The 22,612-nt window shown below is 37.4% G+C and carries 26 protein-coding genes; 13 read left to right on the forward strand and 13 right to left on the reverse strand.

Features of this window, described 5'->3' with window-relative positions; translation table 11 throughout:
- Positions 1-7 precede the first annotated feature (7 nt).
- From lpxK to ABMA72_RS11730, 5 genes are all read left to right on the forward strand, one after another.
- Positions 8-1,081, forward strand: coding sequence for a tetraacyldisaccharide 4'-kinase (gene lpxK / locus ABMA72_RS11710; RefSeq protein WP_392858443.1), 1,074 nt, complete (start codon positions 8-10; stop codon positions 1,079-1,081).
- Position 1,082: 1 nt separating this feature from the next.
- Positions 1,083-2,162 carry a DUF3108 domain-containing protein gene (locus tag ABMA72_RS11715; protein WP_393057226.1) on the forward strand — a complete coding sequence of 360 codons (1,080 nt, stop codon included), beginning with the start codon at positions 1,083-1,085 and terminating at the stop codon, positions 2,160-2,162.
- 5 nt (positions 2,163-2,167) lie between these two features.
- Positions 2,168-3,313, forward strand: coding sequence for a hypothetical protein (locus ABMA72_RS11720; RefSeq protein ID WP_392858447.1), 1,146 nt, complete (start codon positions 2,168-2,170; stop codon positions 3,311-3,313).
- 166 nt (positions 3,314-3,479) lie between these two features.
- The gene (locus tag ABMA72_RS11725) at positions 3,480-5,210 is read left to right on the forward strand and encodes a 30S ribosomal protein S1 (RefSeq protein ID WP_392858450.1); all 1,731 of its coding nucleotides are present in this window, start codon (positions 3,480-3,482) and stop codon (positions 5,208-5,210) included.
- A gap of 752 nt (positions 5,211-5,962) precedes the next feature.
- On the forward strand, positions 5,963-6,814 hold the full coding sequence (locus ABMA72_RS11730; protein WP_393057228.1) for a prepilin-type N-terminal cleavage/methylation domain-containing protein: 852 nt from the start codon (positions 5,963-5,965) through the stop codon (positions 6,812-6,814).
- Positions 6,815-6,821: 7 nt separating this feature from the next.
- Here ABMA72_RS11730 and ABMA72_RS11735 read toward each other — a convergent pair whose 3' ends face one another.
- Positions 6,822-7,112, reverse strand: a complete 291-nt coding sequence (locus tag ABMA72_RS11735) for a hypothetical protein (RefSeq protein ID WP_392858454.1) — start codon at positions 7,110-7,112, stop codon at positions 6,822-6,824.
- Positions 7,113-7,163: 51 nt separating this feature from the next.
- On the opposite strand from ABMA72_RS11735, the gene ABMA72_RS11740 reads away from it, so the two are divergent.
- Both ABMA72_RS11740 and ABMA72_RS11745 read left to right on the forward strand, forming a co-directional pair.
- The gene (locus ABMA72_RS11740; protein ID WP_393057229.1) at positions 7,164-7,511 is read left to right on the forward strand and encodes a hypothetical protein; all 348 of its coding nucleotides are present in this window, start codon (positions 7,164-7,166) and stop codon (positions 7,509-7,511) included.
- Between the two features lie 99 nt (positions 7,512-7,610).
- Positions 7,611-7,883 carry a peptidylprolyl isomerase gene (locus tag ABMA72_RS11745; RefSeq protein ID WP_392910354.1) on the forward strand — a complete coding sequence of 91 codons (273 nt, stop codon included), beginning with the start codon at positions 7,611-7,613 and terminating at the stop codon, positions 7,881-7,883.
- A gap of 7 nt (positions 7,884-7,890) precedes the next feature.
- On the opposite strand, the gene ABMA72_RS11750 is transcribed toward ABMA72_RS11745, so the two are convergent.
- The 4 genes from ABMA72_RS11750 to coaBC are packed head-to-tail and all read right to left on the reverse strand — an operon-like array spanning position 7,891 to position 11,691.
- The gene (locus tag ABMA72_RS11750) at positions 7,891-8,244 is read right to left on the reverse strand and encodes a hypothetical protein (RefSeq protein ID WP_392858459.1); all 354 of its coding nucleotides are present in this window, start codon (positions 8,242-8,244) and stop codon (positions 7,891-7,893) included.
- Between the two features lie 42 nt (positions 8,245-8,286).
- Positions 8,287-9,606, reverse strand: coding sequence for a GTPase HflX (gene hflX / locus ABMA72_RS11755; RefSeq protein ID WP_392858460.1), 1,320 nt, complete (start codon positions 9,604-9,606; stop codon positions 8,287-8,289).
- Complete coding sequence (panC, locus tag ABMA72_RS11760; RefSeq protein ID WP_392858462.1) at positions 9,599-10,468, reverse strand: pantoate--beta-alanine ligase; 870 nt, start codon at positions 10,466-10,468, stop codon at positions 9,599-9,601. Before panC ends, hflX begins: the two co-directional genes overlap by 8 nt.
- Positions 10,465-11,691: a bifunctional phosphopantothenoylcysteine decarboxylase/phosphopantothenate--cysteine ligase CoaBC gene (gene coaBC, locus ABMA72_RS11765; RefSeq protein ID WP_393057231.1), complete on the reverse strand. Its 1,227-nt coding sequence runs from the start codon at positions 11,689-11,691 to the stop codon at positions 10,465-10,467. The genes panC and coaBC overlap by 4 nt, the downstream gene beginning before the upstream one ends.
- Positions 11,692-11,819: 128 nt before the next feature.
- Between coaBC and ABMA72_RS11770 the strand changes: the two genes are divergently transcribed.
- Positions 11,820-12,044 carry a hypothetical protein gene (locus ABMA72_RS11770; RefSeq protein ID WP_021268407.1) on the forward strand — a complete coding sequence of 75 codons (225 nt, stop codon included), beginning with the start codon at positions 11,820-11,822 and terminating at the stop codon, positions 12,042-12,044.
- Here the strand turns inward: ABMA72_RS11770 and ABMA72_RS11775 are convergent.
- From ABMA72_RS11775 to ABMA72_RS11785, 3 genes are read right to left on the reverse strand one after another with little or no spacing between them, the layout of a single operon-like run.
- Entirely contained in the window at positions 12,022-12,669 is a 648-nt protein-coding gene (locus ABMA72_RS11775; RefSeq protein WP_392858465.1) for a type III pantothenate kinase, read from the reverse strand. The genes ABMA72_RS11770 and ABMA72_RS11775 overlap by 23 nt on opposite strands.
- A complete protein-coding gene (gene panB, locus ABMA72_RS11780; protein WP_392858467.1) occupies positions 12,650-13,456 on the reverse strand; it encodes a 3-methyl-2-oxobutanoate hydroxymethyltransferase in 807 nt (268 codons plus the stop codon). Before panB ends, ABMA72_RS11775 begins: the two co-directional genes overlap by 20 nt.
- Positions 13,428-14,396, reverse strand: coding sequence for an NAD(P)-binding domain-containing protein (locus tag ABMA72_RS11785; RefSeq protein WP_393057233.1), 969 nt, complete (start codon positions 14,394-14,396; stop codon positions 13,428-13,430). Before ABMA72_RS11785 ends, panB begins: the two co-directional genes overlap by 29 nt.
- A 39-nt stretch (positions 14,397-14,435) precedes the next feature.
- Here ABMA72_RS11785 and ABMA72_RS11790 point away from each other — a divergent pair, with 39 nt between their 5' ends.
- From ABMA72_RS11790 to ABMA72_RS11810, 5 genes are all read left to right on the forward strand, one after another.
- Positions 14,436-15,236 (forward strand): aminotransferase class IV, encoded by an 801-nt coding sequence (locus ABMA72_RS11790; protein ID WP_392858470.1) that lies wholly within the window; start codon positions 14,436-14,438, stop codon positions 15,234-15,236.
- Entirely contained in the window at positions 15,233-15,445 is a 213-nt protein-coding gene (locus ABMA72_RS11795) for a DNA gyrase inhibitor YacG (RefSeq protein WP_392858471.1), read from the forward strand. The genes ABMA72_RS11790 and ABMA72_RS11795 overlap by 4 nt, the downstream gene beginning before the upstream one ends.
- Positions 15,429-16,271: an inositol monophosphatase family protein gene (locus tag ABMA72_RS11800; RefSeq protein ID WP_392858472.1), complete on the forward strand. Its 843-nt coding sequence runs from the start codon at positions 15,429-15,431 to the stop codon at positions 16,269-16,271. Before ABMA72_RS11795 ends, ABMA72_RS11800 begins: the two co-directional genes overlap by 17 nt.
- A gap of 115 nt (positions 16,272-16,386) precedes the next feature.
- Entirely contained in the window at positions 16,387-17,427 is a 1,041-nt protein-coding gene (locus ABMA72_RS11805) for a hypothetical protein (RefSeq protein WP_393057235.1), read from the forward strand.
- 44 nt (positions 17,428-17,471) lie between these two features.
- Positions 17,472-18,236: a HEAT repeat domain-containing protein gene (locus ABMA72_RS11810; protein ID WP_392858477.1), complete on the forward strand. Its 765-nt coding sequence runs from the start codon at positions 17,472-17,474 to the stop codon at positions 18,234-18,236.
- Here ABMA72_RS11810 and ABMA72_RS11815 read toward each other — a convergent pair.
- The 5 genes from ABMA72_RS11815 to glyA all read right to left on the reverse strand — a co-directional run bounded on the left by ABMA72_RS11815 (position 18,233) and on the right by glyA (position 22,609).
- Positions 18,233-18,637, reverse strand: coding sequence for a hypothetical protein (locus ABMA72_RS11815; RefSeq protein WP_392858478.1), 405 nt, complete (start codon positions 18,635-18,637; stop codon positions 18,233-18,235). The two genes, ABMA72_RS11810 and ABMA72_RS11815, sit on opposite strands and share 4 nt — an antisense overlap.
- A gap of 2 nt (positions 18,638-18,639) precedes the next feature.
- On the reverse strand, positions 18,640-19,119 hold the full coding sequence (gene nusB, locus ABMA72_RS11820; RefSeq protein ID WP_392858481.1) for a transcription antitermination factor NusB: 480 nt from the start codon (positions 19,117-19,119) through the stop codon (positions 18,640-18,642).
- Entirely contained in the window at positions 19,094-19,648 is a 555-nt protein-coding gene (gene nrdR / locus ABMA72_RS11825) for a transcriptional regulator NrdR (RefSeq protein WP_392858482.1), read from the reverse strand. Before nrdR ends, nusB begins: the two co-directional genes overlap by 26 nt.
- Positions 19,649-19,673: 25 nt before the next feature.
- Positions 19,674-21,257, reverse strand: a complete 1,584-nt coding sequence (locus ABMA72_RS11830) for a YiiX/YebB-like N1pC/P60 family cysteine hydrolase (protein ID WP_392858483.1) — start codon at positions 21,255-21,257, stop codon at positions 19,674-19,676.
- A gap of 101 nt (positions 21,258-21,358) precedes the next feature.
- A complete protein-coding gene (glyA, locus tag ABMA72_RS11835; protein WP_392858484.1) occupies positions 21,359-22,609 on the reverse strand; it encodes a serine hydroxymethyltransferase in 1,251 nt (416 codons plus the stop codon).
- Positions 22,610-22,612 lie beyond the last annotated feature (3 nt).

Raw genomic sequence — 22,612 nt, forward strand, 5'->3', positions numbered from 1 at the left:
AGGAATCATGAATAATATTAATATAAAACTCATTAACTTTTTTTCTGTGGCCCTTACTCCAATTAGTTTTCTATGGGAGTGGATCTATCGCCTAAGAAGATTTGCATTTAAGATGGGTATTTTGAAATCGTCATCATTTGAAGTTCCTATCATTAGTATTGGAAACCTCTCTCTTGGTGGTACGGGTAAGACTCCTTTTACTCTTTGGATCGGAAATTATTTGAATGATATTCTAAATAAGAAGACGATGGTTTTAACAAGAGGATACAAAGGTGAGCTTGAGAAATCGAGTGGAATAATTAAAACAGGTAAGAAGATCAGCGAGAATCCATTTGTCTTTGGTGATGAGGCCCTAGTTCTGAGCCGTAACTTAAAGAATGCAAGTGTTGTCGTTGGTGCAGATCGAAGTGATAACTTAAGAAGATACTATGAAGAAGAAAAGGCGGATGTTGTTCTTTTAGATGATGGCTTTCAGCATTTAAAGATTAACCGCAATCTAAATATTGTACTCTTTGATTCTCTTCTACCAATGTCAAAGTATCACTGTCCCCCTAGAGGATATTTAAGAGAAGGTGTAAGTGCATTAAGAGAAGCTGATATTGTTTTATTCGGTAGGGCCGATCTTGTTAGCGAAGAAAAACTTGATACTCTTGAGTCATATATTTTAGATAATTGTAAAGCAAATACACCAAGTGGATTTTTTAAATATGCACCTAGTGCAATTAAGAATCTTCTTCACGAAGAAGACTATGCTTTGACTGACCTAAAGGGAAAAAGTGTAATCTGTGTTTCTGGACTTGCTTCTCCTGAAGCATTCTTAAAATTAGTTAAGCAACTTGATGCAAATATAGTTGACGATTTTAATTTCCCTGACCACCACCTCTATAAAGTTAGTGAGTTAGATGGACTTGTCGAATTAGCACAAGAAAAGGATGCCATCATTCTTACAACTGAGAAAGATATTGTTAAAATGAAGAGGTGTTCAAGTAGTGATAAAATTCACTACCTACAAATTGGTATCGAATTTATAAAAGGCGAGCAATTTGTAAAAGATAAAATCAACTCGGTTGTTAGAGGTTAGAGTGAAAAATATTTTTTCTTTAAGTCTTATTGCCTTACTCCTTTTCGGTTGTGCAGGTGCACTCATGAAAAGTGATAGTGACGATGTGGATCTTGTGGAGATCTTCTCTTCTGAAGAAAGTGAGACCCTAGATAAATTTAAAACTACCGAAGCTGAAGAGGTGAAGCCTGCGCCACCTCCATTTTCTTCTTCCATTGAAGAGAAGAAAATAGAGAGAGTTGAAAAGAAAAAAGAAAAGGTCGTTAAAGCTAAGCCTATAGTCAAAGAGATTCCAAAGAAAAAGGTTAACCCTCAAGAAAGTGAAGACTACCCAAAAGTTTTTTTAAATTTCGATAAAGAATCTAAAAAGTACTGGGACACTTACCAGCCTATCTTCTTTATCGGTGAAGAATTTAAATATGAAATTAGTTGGTCAATCTTTAAGGCCGGTATTGCGACAATTAGTACGCAACCAATGGCAAAGATTGGTGATAAAAATGTTCTTCATGTAAATGCACTTTTAGAATCTGCTGAATATTTTGAAGGAATTTATAAACTTAAAGACACTCTTGATGTCTATGTTGATGCTGATAAGGGGAAGTTTTCTTCTTTGAAATATGAGATGAAGCAACGCGAGTCTGGTCAAATTGTTGATGATCTTCAGCTATTTGATCACGATGAATTAAAGACGTATTTCTTCTATAACCGATTAAAGAAAGGGAAGACTAAAAAAGTAAAAAAAGTTGAGTATCTACCACGTTACTTTACTGATTCTTTTTCGGCCCTTTATTTTATTCGTGGTATTCCTATGGAAATTGGAACAAGTTTTGACTTTCCAATTATCACAAGAGGTAAGGCCTGGCTTCTTAAGGCAACTGTTGACGAGATCGAAAATATTACAGTGATGGGAAAATCATATAAGGCTTATAAGATTACGGCACAAACTGAATTTCCTGGTGTTTTAAAGAAGTCGGGAGATATTAACTTTTGGATCTCAACAGATGAAAGTAGAACTGTACTTAAGTTCTCTGCAAAGGTTAAAATTGGAACAGTTAAAGGAGAGCTAATCTCTCATAAAGCAGGAAAGGATACTGGTAAGTAAAATTAATGGTTAATATTTTTAGAAAACAACAGAATATTCTCTACGTTTCTCCAACCTATAGTTCAGGTTCGAAGGAGCGTATGCTTTTAAGAGATAGTATTTTGTTAAAAGAAATAGGCCATAATATCTTTATCTACTGCCTAAAGGATTCATTCCTTCATCGTGAATGTAAGAAGGCCGGTATAGATTGTATCTTTCATACAGGGACAACAAAGCTTCGTGTATGGAATTGGTACAAGCTTTCAAAGCTTAGAGGCATAATAAAGCGTTACGATATTAATATCGTACACTGCTACCAACTTAATTTCTTATGGCCTCTGGCCTCTTTTTTAAGAAAGAGAAACCTAACTGCGCTCTTTTTCACTATCAACTTTGAAGTTAGCAAATTCTACAAGCAATTTTGGTATCGCCGTCTGATAGGAAGGATTGATCTCATCTTCATTCCTTTTAGAGAGATGATCGACTCTATCAACACTCATATGGATGTTCCTATTCGCAAGATTTATTCTTCAGGACTTGGTGTGGATAAGATTAATTTTGAAAAAAAATATACTTTTGATGAAGAGAATCTCATTCACCTTTCTTGTTGGGTAAACGATCATGAAGTTGAATTAAACGACCTCTCTGTATGCTTAGAATCTTTGTGGGCGCTAAATCTAGATAATGAGCTACCAAAGAGGTTTAAGCTGCATATTTTCTCAAATCGAAAATGGGAGAGAAATATCCTCTATAATCCTATTAAGGATAGAATTGCTGAGTACAAACTTGAAAACTATGTTGAATTTCATGAGCACGACAATATTTATGAAGTTCGCTCTGATATTTGGATTTCATACACATCAAAGTCGCCAATTGAGGATTATGCACTTCTTGCAATCTTAAAGGGAATTCCTACGGCCGTGCCAAGAAATGCCACAACCGAAGAGTTACACCGTATCTATCATGGCTCACTTGCTACCTATCGCCAGGGTGACGCCAGAGAGCTAAGGGCCAAGGTTAAGGATATTGTCCAAAACAATGCTAAGTACAAGGAATCATGTCTAAAGTCTCGTGATGAGCTTTGGAATGAGCACGGTATCGATGGTTATAAATATAACCTATTTAAACTGTACGAGAAACACCTGAATAAACGCCTAAGGTTCTATAATTAATAAGTTTTTATTGTTGACGTAGGGCCCCGTAAATAATAAGATGCGCAAAATCATTTTAAAGTAAATTGTCTTCAGTAGAAGAGATTTACACTAAAGGCCTTGCCTTTAGATATCAAAAATTAAGGCACTGATTGGACACTTTCAGTTGTCTGCCGTGAGGTAAATTATGACAGATTTAAACAATCTAAAACAATCTTGGATGCAAGGTTACGAAGTTGTTCTTGGCGAAGACGTTGAGACAAGAGATGAAACAGAGTTTTCGAAGCTATTAGATTCGACAGAAACTCCAACATTTACAGAAGGTGAAGTTTTCAAAGGTAAAATTGTAAACATCTCACCTGATTACGTACTTGTTGACATTGGATACAAGCAAGAAGGTCTTGTTCCAAAAAGAGAATTCACTAACTACGATGGTTCTCTAAAAGTTGCACTTGGTGACGAAATTGAAGTTTATCTTGATAAACTAGAGTCTCACCTAGGTAACCTAGTTCTTTCAATGGACAAAGCTCAAATCCTTAAAGCTTGGGATAAAATTTCTGAAGCATGTGAAGACGGTACTCCAGTTACTGGTACAGTTGTAGCAAAAGTTAAGGGTGGTCTTTCTGTTGATATCGGTGTTAAGGCATTCTTACCTGGTTCACAAATTGATGTTAGACCAACTAGAAACCTTGATAAGTTCATCGGTAAAAAGATGGAATTCAAAGTTATCAAATTCAACAAGAAACGTGGAAACATCGTTCTTTCTAGAAGAGCTATTCTTCAAGAAGAAAGAGGTAAACTACGTGGTGAAGTTCTTTCTCAAATTGAAGAAGGAATGGTTGTTAAAGGTATCGTTAAAAACATCACTGATTACGGTGCATTCATCGATCTAGGTGGAATTGACGGTCTTCTACACATCACTGATATGTCATGGGGACGTGTTAAGCACCCATCAAATATCCTTACTCTTGGTGACGAAATCGAAGTTAAGATCCTTAAGTTTGATAAAGAAAAAGAAAGAGTATCTCTTGGTCTTAAGCAAGTTCAAGAAAACCCTTGGGAAGCTGCACACGAGAAGTATGTTGCTGGTACAAAAGTTAAAGGTGAAATCGTATCTGTTAAAGATTACGGTATCTTCATTGAACTTGACGACGGAATCGAAGGTCTAATCCACGTTTCTGAAATGTCTTGGACAAACTCTATCAAGAACCCAACGAAGCACTTCACTGTAGGTGAAATCGTTGAAGCTCAAGTACTAGAAGTTGACGTAGAAAACAAGAGAATCTCTCTTGGTATCAAGCAACTTCAAGAAAACCCATGGGATGCTCTAGAAGCTAAGTTCCCTGTAGGTTCAAAAGTTACTGGTAAAGTTAAATCAATCGTAGAATTTGGTATCTTCGTTGACCTTGGTGAAGAAGTTGATGCTCTAATTCACGTATCTGATTTCTCTTGGACTAAGAAAAATATCAACCTAAACGACGATTATAAAGTTGGTGACGAGATTGAAGCTGCTGTAGTTTCAGTTGATAAAGAAAACCAAAAATTCTGTCTAGGTGTTAAACAACTTAAAGAAGATCCTTGGAAGAAAATTGAAACAAGACTTCCAGTTGGTACAATCGTTGAAGCTCAAATCGTTAGAGTAACTGATTTTGGTGCTTTCGTTGAACTTGAAACTGGTATCGAAGGTCTAGTTCACATTTCTGAACTATCTGAAGATAGAGTTGAGAAGCCAGAAGACGTAGTTAAGAAAGGTGACGTAGTTAAAGCTATGGTTATCTCTCTAGATAAAGATGCGAAGAAAATCGCTCTTTCTATGAAGTCTGCTCTAAACTCTGATACTCAGGGAATGCAACAAGAAGTAGTTAAGTCTGCAACTCTTGGTGACGTTCTTAAGGGCTTCAACCTAGGTAAAGAATAGCGTCATTGTTTGCCCACAGGCAAACTATTGGACGCTATGCTAGCTCCCCATCTCTTTAGCTAGAGATTGGTGTCGAGAGCGAGGGTTCAGGCCCGAGCGGTTCGCAACAGGAGCACCGCAATCACGAAGTGGTTGCAAAAAGAATATCTTAAATTAGAGATATATAAGGCTACCGAAAGGTAGCCTTTTTTGTTTGTGGTAAATAACCAAAAGCCGCGCCATTCGGCTAGCTTTCTTGAGTCACATTCATCTCTGCTTCAAAACTGCCCTTTGGGGCACTTTTGCCGCAGGATGTGCAAAAAGAATATCTTCATAAAAAAGATATACAGGGCCACTCGAAAGAGTGGCCTTTTTTATTTGTGGTAAATAACCCGCGTAGGCGCAGCCGATCGCGGTAAGCAATTCTCAAAATTAACCCGCGTAGGCGAAGCCGATCGCGGTAAGCAACTCTCAAAAATAACCCGCGTAGGCGAAGCCGATCGCGGTAAGCAACTCTCAAAAATAGCCCGCGTAGGCGAAGCCGATCGCGGTAAGCAACTCTCAAAAATAACCCGCGTAGGCGCAGCCGATCGCTGTAAGCAACTCTCAGAAATAGCCCGCGTAGGCGAAGCCGATCGCGGAAACTTCCGAAAGAAGGCACAGATCAACGAACCGAACCCAGTCGCGGATACGCCAACCCCTCGAAAACACACGCCTAATACGGACTAATATTCATTCTTCCATTAAATCCGGTATTCCCCTAAAATATATTTATGCATAAATTAACTAAAAATAACTCTGGTTTTACCCTGCTTGAAATTGTTATGGCCGCAGGCCTCTTGGCCATCATTGCCCTTGGTTTCGCACGTTTCATGAAGACTCAAATGAAGTCGACAAAAACAGCAATTAATCAAACAGAGTTAAATAATTATGCCAATGCTATTAAGGCCTATATGGGAAAACCTGGGACCTGTAAGAGGTCTCTAGCTAAGCTAGGTAAGTTAGAGAATGACCTTATCTTGGATGAGATTGTAAGACCTGATGGTAAGGCCAAGTACACAATAGGGGATAAGATTAGCTCAACGAGTTTCGTTCTTTCATCAATGTATATTACAAATTTCTATGTGAATAAAGTTGAGGGACAAGACTTCCATCGTGCAGAGCTTAAGTTAAATCTTGAACTTAGTCGTATGAGTGATAATGCATATGGTGGGAAGACTATCATTAAACGCTTTGAAGTTGACCTCTTTGTTAATGACTCAAATCGAGTTGAAGACTGTGGAGTTCTTGGAGGGTTATATCTTCCTAAGATTCCATTTATGAATACCTCTTCAAGCTCTTCTGAAACAGCTAGTTCTAATTCCACTTCAGGTTCTAATAATGATGGTTCTAAAGAGACCAGCTCAGAGTCCGTAAATAATGAATTGTCGACGAAGAGTGATTACAATAAAGCGTTTGAAGACTCAGTTAATGAGGCCGCTCAAAAAACAGGGCAGGCAATATCACAAGAAGATATTAACAAGGCCGTGGATAATAATCCTGAGCTAAAAAAGGCAATGGAATCTCTTAAGTCTCTGCAAGAGAGCACAAAGAAGATGGAAGCGCTTCTAAACGAAGAATTTTAGACGATCTTTATTGGTGGATCTTTCCATCGGGAAGACAAATTGAACAACCACCATCTTCTTCGTTGATATGAGAGGCAATTTCTTCATCCATCATTTCTTTTAATTTCTCAATTGTTTCACTTGAGGCGCCAAGGGATTCGATAAGAGTCTGTGATACAGAAGGGATAACTAGCTTGATATCAAGCCCCATCTCTTCTAGCTCTTCAGATTTTTGATAAGCACGATCTGCGTCTTCCATTGAAAACTCATATAAGGTAGAATTGGATAGGTTATCAATAATTTTAATGCGGCTAGACATGTGGACTCCCATTACTCTTATTGATTAAATGTAACATATGAAGGCTTAATCGTGAAAATTAAAAAACTATTCTTTTTGTCTAATAACCAAATGATGATCACAGCTATCGAGGCGTTAGGTAAGGAAGTTGGCGGAGATTTCTTCACTCTTTCTAATGAAGAAGAGGCCTTTCACTTTATTAGAGATATTGTGCCTGAAGTCATTCTCGTGGATCTTTCAACTATTACGGCCGATACAATAGGGAAAATCGAATCAGAATTCTGTCAGAATATTCCTGTGGTTCAGCTTGTGACAAAAGGAGAAGAGGGAGCTCTGCGTGTTATTGAGGCACCTCTCGATATTGCAAATCTTCTTTCAAATCTTGATCGAATTTGTGGAGACTTTAATGGAGAGGGATGAGTTATACATGTATCTTGGCCTGGCCATCATACTTCTCGTAATCATAGGAACATACTATTGGCGATTTCATTCTTAAAAAATATATTCAAAGGAAAAACTATGTCTAAGATTCGTTGTGCTCACATTCTTGTTGATCAAGAGTATGAAGCGAAAGATTTATTAAAGAAGTTAGAAGATGGAAAAACTTTTGAAGAGCTTGCAAAAGACTTTTCTAATTGTCCTTCAGGTCAGCAGGGTGGAGATCTTGGTGAATTCGGTAAGGGGATGATGGTGGCACCATTTGAAAAGGCTGCATTTGCTCTAGAAGTAGGAGAGCTTTCTCCAGTCGTTCGCACGCAATTTGGTTACCACCTAATTAAGAGAATTTCTTAAGCGTCTTCTATTTTTGTTCTGGGCACTTGTTGTCCAGAACAACAATTTGCCCTTCCTTATCATTTAATACCAAGCAAGACTTTTTCTCATTTTTGATATTCTTAATAATTTCATTATGAATGGCCATGCAATGCCCATAACCTGGAAGTGTAAAAATATCATGTCCGCGAGAGCTGTAAAGATTTAGCCCATTGATAAAACCCTGACAGTCGAGAATAACTTTATCGTAACTCTTATTTTTAATGGAAAACATGAAGTCCATATCTGTTTTAAAGTAAGCTTCAACGTCGATCGTTTTTACTCCAGCAAGAGCAGACCAAGATAACATAGATAGAATTAGTGCGAGTATGATTTTGTTCATACTCGCTCTTCGGAATAGTAAAATTTATATTTAATTTTTTACTTAGACTTCGTCTAGAAGGGGATCGTGAGGTCCTAGTTCGAATTTTTGTAACCCTAATGGGTTATAAATAAAGTCAGGTACTCTTACTTGATAGTAGATCCCTTTTTCGTGATTACTTGTTCTAATGACGTTAGTTTTTGAAACGACAATTGAGTGGGCCGCTCCTGCATCATATGGAATAAAGAGATCGTAGTTATTTTGCTTTTCAAGGAAGAAGTTAACGATATATTCACGTAATTCATCGATCTCTTCTGTATTAAAGCTTGAGATCACAAAGCTATTTGGATGCTTTCTCTTAATAATCGTTTCTGTGATTTTATCATTTAATTTATCTTTCTTATTAAAGACAATGAAACGCTCTTTATCACTTAGGCCTAGTTCATCAAGTACGTTATTTGTTACTTCAAGATGCTTTTCGTAATTAGGGTCACTGATATCACAAGTGATAATAAGTAGATCCGCCTCAAGTGCTGATTCAAGAGTTGTCTTGAAACCATCAATAAGAGTGTTTGGAAGGTTTGATAAGAAACCTACCGTATCGATAAGGATCATTGGTGGCTTCGTATCTGGGTTTAGCATTCTAAATGTTGAATCAAGAGTGGCAAATAACTTATCTTCTTCAAGTACATTTACACGGCATAGACGATTCATAAGAGACGACTTTCCAGCATTGGTATAACCAACGAGGGCCGTTGTAATTGCCTTCTTTGAGCGTTTTTTCTTTTGCTCAATACGAGACTTTTCAACTTCCTTAAGTTCTTTCTTGTAGAACTCAATGCGCTCGCGAATGATACGACGGTCAAGCTCAATCTGTTGCTCACCCTCACCACCGCGAACACCAATACCACCTTTTTGACGGCCAAGGTGAGACCAGAAACCAGCAAGGCGTGGAAGAATATATTGGAGACGTGAGATTTCAATTTGAATACGAGCTTCTTTCGTTCGTGCATGTTCAGAGAAAATTTCAAGAATAATATGGCAACGATCAACTACTGACATTCCAGTTAGCTTCTTAATATTTCTAATTTGAGATGAAGTTAATTCGCAGTCAAAAACGAGTAGCGTTGAGCCTTCTGCCTTTGCATCCATTGCGATTTCTTCAAGTTTACCTGTTCCAAGGATTGTTCCAGGATCAACAGTCTTCTTGTTTTGAATATACTGTTCACCAGTTTCAATATCCAGTGTACGCATTAGTTCTCTAAGCTCTCCAAGTGAGCGGAGAGTATCTTTTTCTGTCGCATGTTCTTTGAACTTTGGACAAACTAATGAGACGAGAGAGGCCTTTGCCTCACGTGAAATAAAAAATTCATTATCAAGCATAAGTAATTTCCACTAATCTGTTATCGATGAGACGTGTTGGTTTACTTCCTACAAAGTAAGCACCTGCGATAACAACTTCTTTTGTATTTGATTCAACATCTTCTAGATTGGCGCTATCGAGAACTTCAAGATAGTCCCATTTAGAATCCTTTAGTGTTTCTTCAAGGATTTCATTTAACTGAGCTTGAGCATCGACCCAAGTTGTTCTCATTAGAAGATTTTCTAATTCATCAAGTTTATTAGGAAGAAGAAGAGCGTATTCTTTTTCTTCTATTGTTAAGTAACCATTACGAGATGAAAGGGCGAGGCCACTTTCTTCACGCTTAATTGGTACGGTTTTAATATCAATTTCAAGGTTTAAGTCATGGGCCATTTTTCTAATGACACAAACTTGTTGGTAATCTTTTTGCCCAAAGAAGGCCTGGCTTGGTTTTATTAAAGTGAAGAGTTGGTAAACAACAGTCGTTACGCCACTAAAGTGAGTAGGGCGACTTTGTCCACAAAGCTTCTGGGTAATTCCTTCAACAGTTACAGTCGTATTAAAACCTGTTGGATAAACTTCACTATTATCTTTTGGAAGAAAAACCATGATGTCGTTAACACGATCGCCAGCAGTTTCTCTAATCAGTTCAAGGTCTTGTTCCGGGGTACGAGGGTAGCTATCGAGGTCTTCGTTTTCTCCAAATTGCTTTGGGTTAACAAAGATTGTCACAACAACTTTTTCACAAGTTTCAAGAGCATTTGTCAGGAGGCTCATATGGCCTGCATGGAGGTTACCCATTGTCGCAACAAGGCCAAGTGAATCGTGAGACACTTCCTTCATTGTTGCTATTAAATCTGATCGCGTTTGAATTAACTTCAAGCTTTAATCCTTTTAAATATTTCTTTTGCTAACTCGATTTTTGATAGCTCACCAGTAAAGGCAATTTCACCATCGTTAAGGATTGTGTAGTTAGCTTCATTATTTCCGAAGCCTTTTCTTGCGCTTTTACAAAGGCCACTATTTACATGTGTACCCACTAAGAGCTTTGTTGGCTTGCGATTATACTTTGATTCTAAAATTTCTTTTGAAAGATCTGTCTCTGCGGCAAACCCTACGATCGTTTGGTGATCCTCTTTATTGGCAACAACATGTGCAAGAATGTCCTGGGCCTTTTCAAACTCGAGACTTGAAGAGAGTGCCTCTTTCTTAAGCTTACCTTCTGCTGTTTTAAATTTAAGGTCACTAATGGCCGCCGTAGAGATATAAGTATCAAATTGATTATCAAGAGCAAGAACTGCTTCATACATTTCATCTGTTGTACGAACAGAGATAATCTTAACTCCTGGTAGACTTCTTAGGTATTGAAACTCCGGACAAGAGTTTTGCCCAAGTAAGATTGTGGTTTGATATCCTAAGCGAAGGGATTCTTTCGCAATCTCATATCCTGTTTTTCCAGATGATGGGTTCGTGACAAAACGAACGGGATCGATTGGGGCAACTGTTGCACCCGCTGTAATCACTACGTGTTTTGATTCTTGATTAATTGAAGGGTTGATAGTATCAAAATTTGCTAAGACCTCTTCAACCGCTGGTATCTTTCCAGCTCCAATATCTCCACAAGCGAGTTCTCCAGAAGCTGGAGGATAGATAAAGATATTACTTTGCTTATTTAAACGTCCAAGAAGGTCAATATTTTCTTGCGTAATTGGATTGGTCCACATCGATGTGTTCATGGCCGGATAAATAACAGTTTGAAACTTATCCCATCCAGCTAAGAAAACAGATGTTAGTAGATCATCGGCTTTTCCCATGGCAAGGTTTGCAATAGTATTAGCACTTGCTGGGTAGATATGAAGAGAGTCGGCCCATTTCGCTAGTTCAATATGAAGAACTGATTTAGTCTCCACACTGCCACTGAAATCAGACTGAGCACTATAAACTTCATTTGCACCTAAGTAAGTATAGAGGTCTGCCTGAACAAATTTCGTTGCTCCGCCTGTTAAGATAACCTTTACCACGTGGCCTTTCTTTACCAGTCCTCTTACAAATTCAATTGACTTGTAAGCGGAAACTGAGCCACATACACCTACTAATATTTTCATATATTTAACTTTCTGGTTGTTAATACTATGTGTCTATCTTATATATGTTTTTAAGGATTTAGGCCATTGAATTTGAAATATCTGAAGGTATTCGGAAGGCCTGTGTAATAAGTAACAAAGGTAAGTTTATGAAATTTGGTAAGTTCTCAATCATCTCACAACGTGACGTTCAAGCACTAGGTGATACACTAGAACTAATCTACATAAATTACGATCATATCGTGTCAATGAAGCCTATTAATATCGTTATGGATGGTGACGTTAAGGAAGGTTATTGGCTACGTCTATCTAATGGCAAGAAGTATCGTGCCATCGAAATTCCAGCAAATTTTAAAAAGAATTTTGTAGGCTAAATAGAGCTTGGTGAATGAGATTATTCTGAATTTCACCGTAGTCTTTTAGTTTTTCAGAGTCTCCACCCGTGAGAATAATTCGATGTTGATTATATTTTTTCACTTGAGTGATAATCATTTCACTATAGGCTACATAGGCATGTGAAATGGCCTGCTCTGTATTGGCGATATCTTCTAGTTTGATCTCGTTAAGTAGTGGGAGATTGGCAGAAAATTTAGGATATGACTTTAAGTAATTATTCAAACCTAGAAAAATTGGGCCACCAAGGTGAGTTCCATTATTAATCTCATCAAATGTGATAAAGCTTCCCATATCAACAAGAAGTAGCTTCTCATTTGGAAACCTCTTTTGAAGAAAGTAAGAAATAACTTTACGGTCAATTCCTAGTTTTTTTGGATCATAAGATGTTTTGAAATCTTTAATTAGATCGTTTGCATTAATTGCACATAATGGAAGAAGCTGGTTTATTTCTTTAGAAACATTTGAATAGATGACAGAAGAATTCTCTTTAAAGGTAAAATCGAAATTATGAATGCTTAACTTCTTAACATCTGTAAGAGTGTTGTTTTGAAATACACCAATTTTTAAGAATGTGTTACCACTATCAATGGTGTAGGTCAGCATCGTCTGTATTATCCGCGTTCTTATTCTTTAAAATATATTCACTTATTAGCTTAAGCTTTTGATCAAAGAAATTAGCAATAGGTGTACAGAAATTTGGATATTTTCCAGGCCCCATTTTCAGAAGGTCATTGATAACTAGAACTTGTCCATCAGTATTCTTTCCTGCGCCAATTCCAATTGTCGGGATTGAAAGCTCTCTTGTAATGATTGTGGCAATCTCATCTGTTACACATTCTAGAACGATCGAGAAGCAGCCGGCCTCTTCTAAAAGCTTTGCTTCTGCTAATAGCCTTGCTTTATCTGAGTCATCTTTGCCATGAGTGTAGTAGCCACCTTGCTCGTGAACACTTTGAGGAGTCAGACCAATATGTCCCATGACTGGAATTCCAGATTGAGTTAATCTTTTGATGATATCAAGTTGGTGAGGGTAGGCTCCTTCAAGTTTAAGGGCCTCGGCCTGAGTGTCTTGGAAGAGCTTAGTCGCATTCTCAAGGGCCTTGTCAAAAGTTGTATAAGTACCAAAAGGCATATCAACAATCACAAATTTATTTGGTGCACCTCTTCTTACTGCTGCTCCAAAGATGGCCATCTCTGTTAGGCTAACTTGAACTGTCGTATCGTAACCAAGAACAACATTACCAAGGCTGTCGCCAACAAGAATCATATCAAGTTGTGTTTCATTTAACATTTGAGCAGTTTGATAATCGTAACAAGTAAGAACTTGAAGTGACTTTCTTGTTTCAGAAAGTTTTGATTTTCTAATTTTTCGAGTTGTTAGCTTCTTCATTCCCATGAACCAATTTCTTTCCAAAGCTATTGTAAACTTTGGTGATATCTAAGTTATTCCACTCACTTATAACCTGAGAGAGCTGCTTTTGGAAATCAGTATGAAGAATTTCACGTGCGAATGAGCCATTTTCAATATTTTCATAGATTTTATTGAGCTTGTTCTGATACTCGTCATCAAATATCAATAACTTGGCCATTTCACCACCCATGAAGGCATTTGGAGAGATTAGTTTCATAAACTCTGTAGGTCCAAATTTAATCATGGCATCGGCAATGAGTTTAACTTCATGCCAGCATTCAATATAGGCAATCTCTGGCGAATGGCCTTTATCTACAAGAGTCTCAAAAGACAGTCTTGCGGCCTGTGGAATAACCGAGCATAGAATTGATTGCTCAGAGAAGAGATCACAGATTGTTTCTTCTTCAAAACTACTCACGATTGGGCCAACAGAAATCCCTAGATCCTTTGCAAGATCTAAGAGGCTCTCATCATCACAATTTACAACTGCTGTTAGAGGGGCCTTCGTTTCATAACCAAATCTTAGTTCACTTGCAATGGCCTTTGGGGCCAAAAGAAAGTGCTCATGTGTAGGAAGCTTTGATCGTAGGCCTTGGTACATAACACTATAGCCGTGACCGTAAACCAATCTTTGCTTAAAATTCGTATCAGAGAATTGAAGAGAAGTTAAGATTTCTTCATGGGTATCATCTGGTGTAAGGATGATGATAAATTTGAAATTAGCAATTTTGCTATTTGTAATATCAATTGTTGGTAGACCCATTTTATTTGCTAAAGAAATTGAGCTACTATTTTGGCGTAGGCCGATAGTAACTTCTCTACCAGAGTCTCTAAGGTTTAATGACCAAGACTTTGCTTGAGAGCCAAAACCAATAATTAAAATATCATTAGAAATATTATCGCTACTATTTTTCATCATAAAAATTAGATATCATGGATTGAAACAATAAGGGAAGTTATGGCACAGGAAGTAATCTATTTTTCTAAGAAAGGTTTAACTGCACGTGATGCATTAATTAATGAGGGAAATCTTTGGGGGAATTCTTTCTTTACGACAATTCTTGTTAAAGGTGGCAAGGCGATTTTTTGGGATCAGCATCGTCAAAGACTGGAAAAGTCATTTCAATATTGTTGGCCTAAAGATTTTGATAGCTCAATTATTGATGAAGTTCAGCTTGCCACGGCAAAAATACTTGGAGACTTCAGTTCAATCCCTTATGCCTACTTAAGGATTACTTTCTATCGAGAGCTTTCTGGAGCAATACAGTTTTGGATATGGGCCGTTGAAAAGGATCAGCTTAAAAGTTCATTAAAGTTGAATTCCCATTGCTATTATCCAGATCAAAACTTTCCCGACTTTTTAAAACGCAGTAATTATCAATACCAATTTCAGTTAAGAAGGGAGAGTCTTGCACAAGGCTATGATGATGTCCTCTTGCTTGATCCTGAGTCTTATATCTTGGAACTTCCGACGGCCAATATCATTCTCAAGAAAGGGGATGATTATATAACTCCAATTGCGGAGTTTGGTGTACTTGATGGAATCTCTCTTGAGAGGGTAAAATTCATGCTAGAAAAGCTAGGACGCCCCCTAAAAGAGATGCGTGTTCATGCGGCCGAGTTACATGAGTTTGATAGTTGTTTCACTACAAGTTCATTTAATGGCATTAGGCATATTTCAACTATCAACGAAGTAGCATATACTGAAGATATAGAGATTAAAAAATTAGTTAATGAGTTTTACGGAGAAATTTGGTGACAAAAGTTTTAAAGGTTAAATGTCCTGAATGCTCAAAAGAGTTTGATTATTATTCAAGTGAGTTCCGCCCATTTTGTAGTGAAAAATGTAAGATGGTTGATTTAGGAATGTGGCTTACAGAAAATTATACCGTTGCTAGTCAGGAGCCTCTTTCTGAGTCTGACTTAGAGGCCGTCATTAAAAAGAGACAGGATGAAGAAGATTACTAAGAGTGAACTTATTGCCATTGAAGGCGAATTAATAAAAATTGCACGTGGTGCCGGAAGAATTTTAAAACCTTTTCAAAAAGATCTTTCAAATCTTTCGATTAGCTACAAAGATGCTCAAGGAGCAGTCTCAGCAGCTGATCATGCGTCAGAAGGCTATATTATTAATCAACTCTATAAACTTCGAGCGGATATTCCTGTGCTGGCCGAAGAAGACTTCTACCATAAGTACCAAGGTGATTATAAGCACCTTAAAGAATATCAAGATAGTGACTACCTTTGGGTTATTGATCCACTAGATGGAACAAATAATTTTGTCCACGGATTAGAGCACTACTGTGTATGCCTTTCTCTAACTTACAAGTTACAACCTGTTGTTGGTGTCATCTATATTCCTGAAAAAGGGGAGTTCTACTGCGCAACAAAGGGTAATGGGGCTTATCTCATTAAAGGGAAAGAAAAAACTCGACTTAAGAAAACTCGTTCGAGAGACCGTGGTTTTCTCTTAGCAACAGGCTTTGCTACCGAAAAGGGAAAGCCATTCAATGATGAGTTCAAAAAATTTAAAAAAGTCATGGTTAATATCTCTGCTGTTCGTAGACTAGGTTCGGCGGCGATTGATCTGTGCTATGTCGCTCGTGGGGTTTTTGATGGCTTCTGGGAAAAGGGACTTGCTCCTTGGGATGTTGCTGCAGGAAAAATCATTTGTTCAGAAGCAGGTGCTAAAGTAACTGAGTATAATGGTCATGATCATAATATCTTCTCAAAGACAATTATTGTGGGCAGAAATCCACTTTATGAGAAGCTAAATGAAATGGTTTCCGACTAAAAGACTCTATTTATTTCCTACATTATAGGTTCATTTTTGCTATTTTTTCATATCTTTTAAATGGCGCTGATTATGTTAAAATAATCAAAGGTTTATATATTAAAAGGATTAAAAAGTGACGAATTCTATCACGAGATTATCAAGAGAAATGATGTACGTTAGTGACAACGTTTTTTATATTTTATTCTCTATTCTTATACTTTTAATTTGTGTCATCGTCGTTTATTGGTTTTATACAAGAAAACGTATGCAGGAATTACAACATCAAATTCCAGCGAATGTTTTAAAAAGCTATCTCGACTCAGTTATTCAAAACTCTAATGCATTAAAGTCTTCTCTGTTTAGAGGTGGTGGACTTGAGACAGGAGAGGGGATTCCTTCTGTTGTTCCTGGTGGAAGCCTACCAACTGGTAATGTTGATGGTGCTCAGTTAGCAAGTAAGAATGCTGAAATCGCTGCACTAAATGGACAGATCGCAAATAAAGATTCTCTTATTAGAGATCTTGAAGCACAACTAGGTGCAGTTGAGCAATCGGGAGATAATTCTGACTCTGCTCAGATCATAACGAATCTAAATTCTGAAATTGCCCAGCTTAAGTCGCAAGTTGATACATTGAAAGCTGCAAGTGCATCAGCAGGTGATAGTAGTGCAGAATTATCTGCTCTTTCATCTGAAAGAGATGAGCTACTGGCAAGACTCAAAGAATATGAAATGATTGAAGGTGATCTTGCTGACCTAAGAAAGTTTAAACAAGAAAACGAACAACTTAAGGCACAATTAGCAGAAGGTGGAGGAACTCCATCGACGCCAGCTCCTGAAATTGACTTAACTCCTGATACTGAACCTGAAGTCGATCTTTCTCCTGAACCAGAAGAAGTTGTTGCTCCTGATGAAGCACCAGTTGAAGCTCCTGAACCTGTTGAGGTTCCAGAACCTGCGCCTGAAAATTTAATGGACGAAGCTCCTGAGTTCTTTGAAGAGCCAATTGAAGAAGCGACAATGGAAGCAGCACCTGAGCCAATTGAAGAAGCAGAGGCTACTGCTCCTGCACCGGCTGCAGCTGAAGTTGCAGGGGAGAAAGCTCCTGAAAATGAAGCGGCAGAGCAAAAGTCGGCAGAAGAGCTATTGAGCGAATTTGAAAAAATGCTTGGTTAAAATTAATCTTTAAAAAAATAGAATAACTTAGACAAGGATGTCTTTTGAAAAAACTACTTCTTATTGCAACATTAATTGTTAGTTTTAACTCGTTTTCTGCTGTTAATCATAAAGCGCATCAAGCGGTGCTAACGCAGAAACTCGAAAGACAATTCAAATACAATTTAAAATCAGCTGATATGGACAAGCTTAAGAAGCAAGTTCTAAAGCTTAAAGGTAAGTCTGTTGCTGCCCTTATCAATGTAATGAAAGACGAAAAGTATCCTGAGAAGAATCGTTGGATGGCCACTTTCTTACTTGGTAGAGTTATGGGCAAGAAGTCAGCACCTTTTATTTCTAAGTTTGCAAAGCACCCTAATTGGGTCATGAGAATGGCCGCATTAAAGTCACTTCTAGCATTAAACCAAACTGACTATAAAGATGTGTACAAGCAGTCTTTAAAAGATAATTCTCTAATCGTTCGCTATCAAGCACTTGAGAATGTGAAGAGAATGAACCTTACTGATCTTGCTCCAAATATTTGGGCAATGTTATATGATAAGAGAAATTATCATATTAATGAAAAGCTTAAATCGACTAAGAGGGCCCATATTGTAAAAGAGATTATTACGACAATAGGGGATTTAAAATTTGAAAAAGCTAAGAAGCCTCTTTTATCAATGATTCAAAAAGATAAGTATTCTGATATTCACAGAGAAATTTCTGAAACTCTAGAGAAGATTACTGGCCGAAAAGCACCAAATGGTAACCTTAAAGAAAAGAAGCGTTTCTGGTCTAAGATCTCTCAAGCGACAGTTGTTATTCGCTAGTATTCAAAATGATTTACTTGAAATGATGGGTGATGAAACTTAAAGGCGTGTCCTTTTGGTTTTATCACGACAATCTCTTTTTCCTCAATATGAGTTTTTTTCTGAGCATCTAGCACACTAATAAATTGCTTTAACTCGTTTTGAGATGGAGTGTTAGGGATTGAGCTAAAGATGATATTGAGTTGCTCACCATAGTTCTTTGAAAAGAAGAAGTGACTTGCCCCATCTTTAATTAGGTCCTTATTCTTTGATTTTAAGATTCTTTCTTCTAGTGTGCCATCAACGAGGTGATTCATGGCCTCAAGGACTTGGGACGAACTCTCTTGTTGTTGATCATAAAGGCAAATGACTGCGCCAATCCTTTCATTTATCAATGTGAAGAGTTCGTGTTTCAATGCCATTGTTATTGCGCTTTACTGATCTTATCTAGGATACCGTTAACAAAGCTTTTTGATTCTTCTTTCCCGTAACTCTTAACAAGATTGATATACTCATTAATTGCTACGTTATTTGGAGTTTCTTCAAATTTGATTTCGTAAGTACCAAGGCAAAGAATAGCTCTTTCAATAGCATCAACAGAGTCAAAGCTTCTTTTTAGAATGTAAGTTGAAGCAGTTTCCTTGATCTCTGGAAAGTTTTTAATAACACCAGTGATAAGTTTGTTACCAAAGTTTTGAACACTTGGGTTGATATCATTGTCATGGTGTTCTTCATCTTCTTTCATATAAGATTCTTCAAACATTTCAATATCGGCTTTCAGTTTTCCAATATCATTTTTGTACTCTTCAAGCTCTGCTTTGAAGTCCTTTAAAAATAATTTATAGATAAATTTAAAAGCAAAACGACGTGCTGCTGACTTATTGTTGAATGCTTGGTTTTTCACTAGTTGAATCCTTATTTAATAAAAACTTTTCTTTTAAATTTCCAAATTGACCGATGCTCTTTTGTAAACTCTCAATGAATCCATCAATATCTTTGAAGTTCCAATAGAAAGAAGCATATCTAACGTAGGCAACTGGGTCTAACTCATAGAGCTTTTCCATAACAACTTCACCAACGATCTTAGCAGGAACTTCAATATTGTTCATTTGCGAAAGAGTCATTTCGACATCGTCAATTAATCGGTTGATTTGCGCCGTAGTTAAAGGTCTTTTTTGACAGGCCTTGTTGATCCCTTTCGAAATTTTTTCGCGGTTATAAGGCTCACGTCTTTTATCGTTCTTTACAAGTGCCGGTACTTGAAGCTGGAGCTTCTCATAAGTCGTATAACGAAAGTCACAGTTAAGACATGCTCTACGACGACGAACTGCCAGTCCATCGGAAAGGTGTCTCGAGTCAATAACTTTTGTGTTTGGTGTTTGGCAACTTGGGCAATACATATCTATTTCTAGCATATTATGAATGCATTGCATATTCTCATTTTAGAGGTGTGAATAATTACTGCAGGGAAGAGATCTGCCTAAAGTTATCTTCAAGATCTTCTAGTACCTCGATACCGTCGCGATACAACATAACAGTGAAGAAGTCTTGATTCTCTCCTGTGCGCTGTGTAATTTTATATGGAGAAACAGCTTCTTGTTTATAGGCATGAGACTTATCCCATTTAATCTGTGGAAAGGACTCAAAGACGAGCTGCGCAAAAGAGACGCGACTTGTATCTGCTGGATTCATCTTGTAGTCATATGGCTTGCCAATATTACTCAGGGCCAAAACAATACCTTGTGTTGTTTCCTGATAAGAGAGCTTTCTCTTTCTGATAACTGCAAGGTCATCTTGGTTATACATTGAATCGATGCTTTTAAGTTTAATGCCTTCTCGTGTTGTCGTAATAAAATTAAGCTTCTTAGATTGAATCTCTTTTCGATATTTGATGACGAGGGGATGTTTAGATAGGCCAAGCTTTACAATTTCATCCCAAGAGCCAATCCAAATACCAACATTATCCCAAAAACGATCTACAACAGCGTTATTAAAGCTATTCTTATTATGGGTAAAGACAATATCCATTGGTCGCAGCTGATAGGCCAAGTGTGCCTTCTCTGTTTTTCCAATGTAAGTTACCTGGCCACCTTTTAAATTCTCAAATTTAATGGCCTTGTTAAAATAACCCACATAGTAGCTCTTATCTTTTAGGGCCATTGAAGAAATTGTGTTTTGGATTGAAGGTTGTATTTCATTCCATCTCTTCTTTTTATTATAGGCCTTAATCAATTCATTATAGACAAGTGTTTCTTCAATAAGCGGATTGATATAATAAGAAATTCTCGTTTTATTTTTTACTTCTTCAAAAATTTTAATATCTCGATAAATTGTTGCAAGTCTAGCAAGCCTTTTATGAGAAGGGGACTTAACAAGTTTTTGAACGAGACGCTTATGATAATCACCTAATTCTTTATGTAATGTTATATCTTTTTCGTTTTTAAGTGTTTCACGAATTTTATTTTTTAAAAGAAGATGATTTTCATAGATTGCAATATTAGCAATATAACCAACTTTTAAGGCCTTGATGATCTCACTCCCTTTAAGGTCGTAAGGGTTAACAATGGCATAGTCCACATCGCGTTCACGTCTTTTTAGTTTACGATTTCCTGTGAAATAAATTTCACGACGTTGCTCAACTTGAGTCATTTGATTTGTACGAATCTCAAAGCGAGTTGTAGGATCAGTTACCCATGAAATATTTTTTAAAAATGTATTAAGTTCAGCAGTGATCTTTTGATTTGAATCGAAGTATGGAGAGATAAATTTTAAGGAGTTCTGCCCTTTCTTCTTCTCGGCCTTAGCAAATTCCATACGCCACACGAGATTCTTTTCAACAGATTCTTGTAGCTTGTACAAGTTGTCTTTGTTGATTTCAAACTTAGATGGATTGTAATCTGTTGTCGTTGAAGCGATATAGCGAGAAACTGCGGCAGAGTATTGATCGTACGCCATTTCAATTTGATCGACTGTTGAAGCACAAGACGACAAAAGAGTTGAAACTAAAATGGCCGAAATAAATTTTGAATGAAACTTTCTCACAATATCCCCATATACTAAATCACATTTAGTTATCGGAAGATTAGTAAGATTTTTTTAATATAGGAGGATAGCAGGAAACTACCCTCCATAAAGTATTGAAATTAGTAAACAGGAAACTCTTTACAAAGTTTTTCAACTTGGCCTTTGATGTCTTTTAGGGCAGCTTCATTTTCTGCATTTTTAAGTGCCTCAACAATCCAAGTTCCAATTTGTTTCATTTGTTCTACACCCATTCCACGAGTTGTAAGAGCTGGTGTTCCAAGACGAATCCCACTTGTTACAAATGGAGATCTCTTGTCACCTGGAATCATATTCTTATTACAAGTAATCCCAGCTTCTTCTAGGGCCTTTTCAGCAACCTTACCAGTTACACCGGCAGGGTCTGTCTTCATTAGGATTAGGTGGTTGTCAGTACCGCCAGAAACAATCTCCATTCCAAGATCAGTAAGTTGCTTTGCTAGTGCTTGAGCATTAGTAATAACTTGCTTTTGGTAATCCTTATATTGTGGATCAAGTGCTTCTTTGAATGAAACTGCTTTTGCTGCAATAACATGCTCAAGAGGTCCACCTTGAATTCCTGGGAATACATTAAAGTTAATCTTCTTTGCAAGTTCTTCATCATTTGTCAGGATGATCCCACCACGTGGTCCACGTAATGTTTTGTGAGTTGTTGATGTCACAATATGGGCATGTGGAAATGGTGAAGGGTGAAGGCCAGCAGCAACAAGTCCTGCAATGTGTGCCATATCGACCATTAGGTATGCTCCAACTTCATCTGCAATTTCTCTAAACTTAGCGAAGTCAATTGTTCTTGGGTATGCTGATGCACCAGCAACGATTACTTTTGGTTGATGCTCTTTAGCAGCTCTTCTTACGTCATCGTAATCGATCATTTCTGTTTCAGGATTTAATCCATAAAACTTCACGTCAAAATATTTTCCTGAGAAGTTAACAGGTGAGCCATGAGTTAAGTGGCCACCTTCAGAAAGATCCATTCCAAGAATTTTATCTCCTGGCGCAATGATTGAAAAATATGCGGCCATATTCGCACTAGAACCAGAGTGTGGTTGTACGTTGGCAAACTTACATCCAAATAACTCACAAAGGCGATTAATTGCAAGTTGCTCAACAGAGTCAACAACTTCACAACCACCGTAGTAGCGCTTATTTGGTAAACCTTCAGCATACTTATTTGTTAGCACAGAACCTTGTGCTTCCATGACAGCTTTTGATGTATAGTTTTCAGAAGCGATTAACTCTAATCCTTCTTCTTGTCTTGCTAATTCTTTATTTGTTAATGAGAAAATTTCCTCATCCATTTTTTCTAAGCTATTGGCGTTTTTATGAAACATTTA

Source organism: Halobacteriovorax sp. CON-3 (genome assembly GCF_043196995.1).
In the GTDB taxonomy this organism is placed as follows: Bacteria; Bdellovibrionota; Bacteriovoracia; order Bacteriovoracales; family Bacteriovoracaceae; genus Halobacteriovorax_A.

Bases quoted from the DNA above. Each gene is read 5' to 3' on its own strand.
- lpxK (WP_392858443.1), top strand. From the start codon at position 8: ATGAATAATATTAATATAAAACTCATTAACTTTTTTTCTGTGGCCCTT.
- ABMA72_RS11720 (WP_392858447.1), top strand. From the start codon at position 2,168: ATGGTTAATATTTTTAGAAAACAACAGAATATTCTCTACGTTTCTCCA.
- ABMA72_RS11725 (WP_392858450.1), top strand. From the start codon at position 3,480: ATGACAGATTTAAACAATCTAAAACAATCTTGGATGCAAGGTTACGAA.
- ABMA72_RS11730 (WP_393057228.1), top strand. From the start codon at position 5,963: ATGCATAAATTAACTAAAAATAACTCTGGTTTTACCCTGCTTGAAATT.
- ABMA72_RS11735 (WP_392858454.1), bottom strand. From the start codon at position 7,112: ATGTCTAGCCGCATTAAAATTATTGATAACCTATCCAATTCTACCTTA.
- ABMA72_RS11745 (WP_392910354.1), top strand. From the start codon at position 7,611: ATGTCTAAGATTCGTTGTGCTCACATTCTTGTTGATCAAGAGTATGAA.
- ABMA72_RS11750 (WP_392858459.1), bottom strand. From the start codon at position 8,244: ATGAACAAAATCATACTCGCACTAATTCTATCTATGTTATCTTGGTCT.
- hflX (WP_392858460.1), bottom strand. From the start codon at position 9,606: ATGCTTGATAATGAATTTTTTATTTCACGTGAGGCAAAGGCCTCTCTC.
- coaBC (WP_393057231.1), bottom strand. From the start codon at position 11,691: ATGAAAATATTAGTAGGTGTATGTGGCTCAGTTTCCGCTTACAAGTCA.
- ABMA72_RS11770 (WP_021268407.1), top strand. From the start codon at position 11,820: ATGAAATTTGGTAAGTTCTCAATCATCTCACAACGTGACGTTCAAGCA.
- ABMA72_RS11775 (WP_392858465.1), bottom strand. From the start codon at position 12,669: ATGCTGACCTACACCATTGATAGTGGTAACACATTCTTAAAAATTGGT.
- panB (WP_392858467.1), bottom strand. From the start codon at position 13,456: ATGAAGAAGCTAACAACTCGAAAAATTAGAAAATCAAAACTTTCTGAA.
- ABMA72_RS11785 (WP_393057233.1), bottom strand. From the start codon at position 14,396: ATGATGAAAAATAGTAGCGATAATATTTCTAATGATATTTTAATTATT.
- ABMA72_RS11790 (WP_392858470.1), top strand. From the start codon at position 14,436: ATGGCACAGGAAGTAATCTATTTTTCTAAGAAAGGTTTAACTGCACGT.
- ABMA72_RS11800 (WP_392858472.1), top strand. From the start codon at position 15,429: ATGAAGAAGATTACTAAGAGTGAACTTATTGCCATTGAAGGCGAATTA.
- ABMA72_RS11815 (WP_392858478.1), bottom strand. From the start codon at position 18,637: ATGGCATTGAAACACGAACTCTTCACATTGATAAATGAAAGGATTGGC.
- nrdR (WP_392858482.1), bottom strand. From the start codon at position 19,648: ATGCAATGCATTCATAATATGCTAGAAATAGATATGTATTGCCCAAGT.
- glyA (WP_392858484.1), bottom strand. From the start codon at position 22,609: ATGTTTCATAAAAACGCCAATAGCTTAGAAAAAATGGATGAGGAAATT.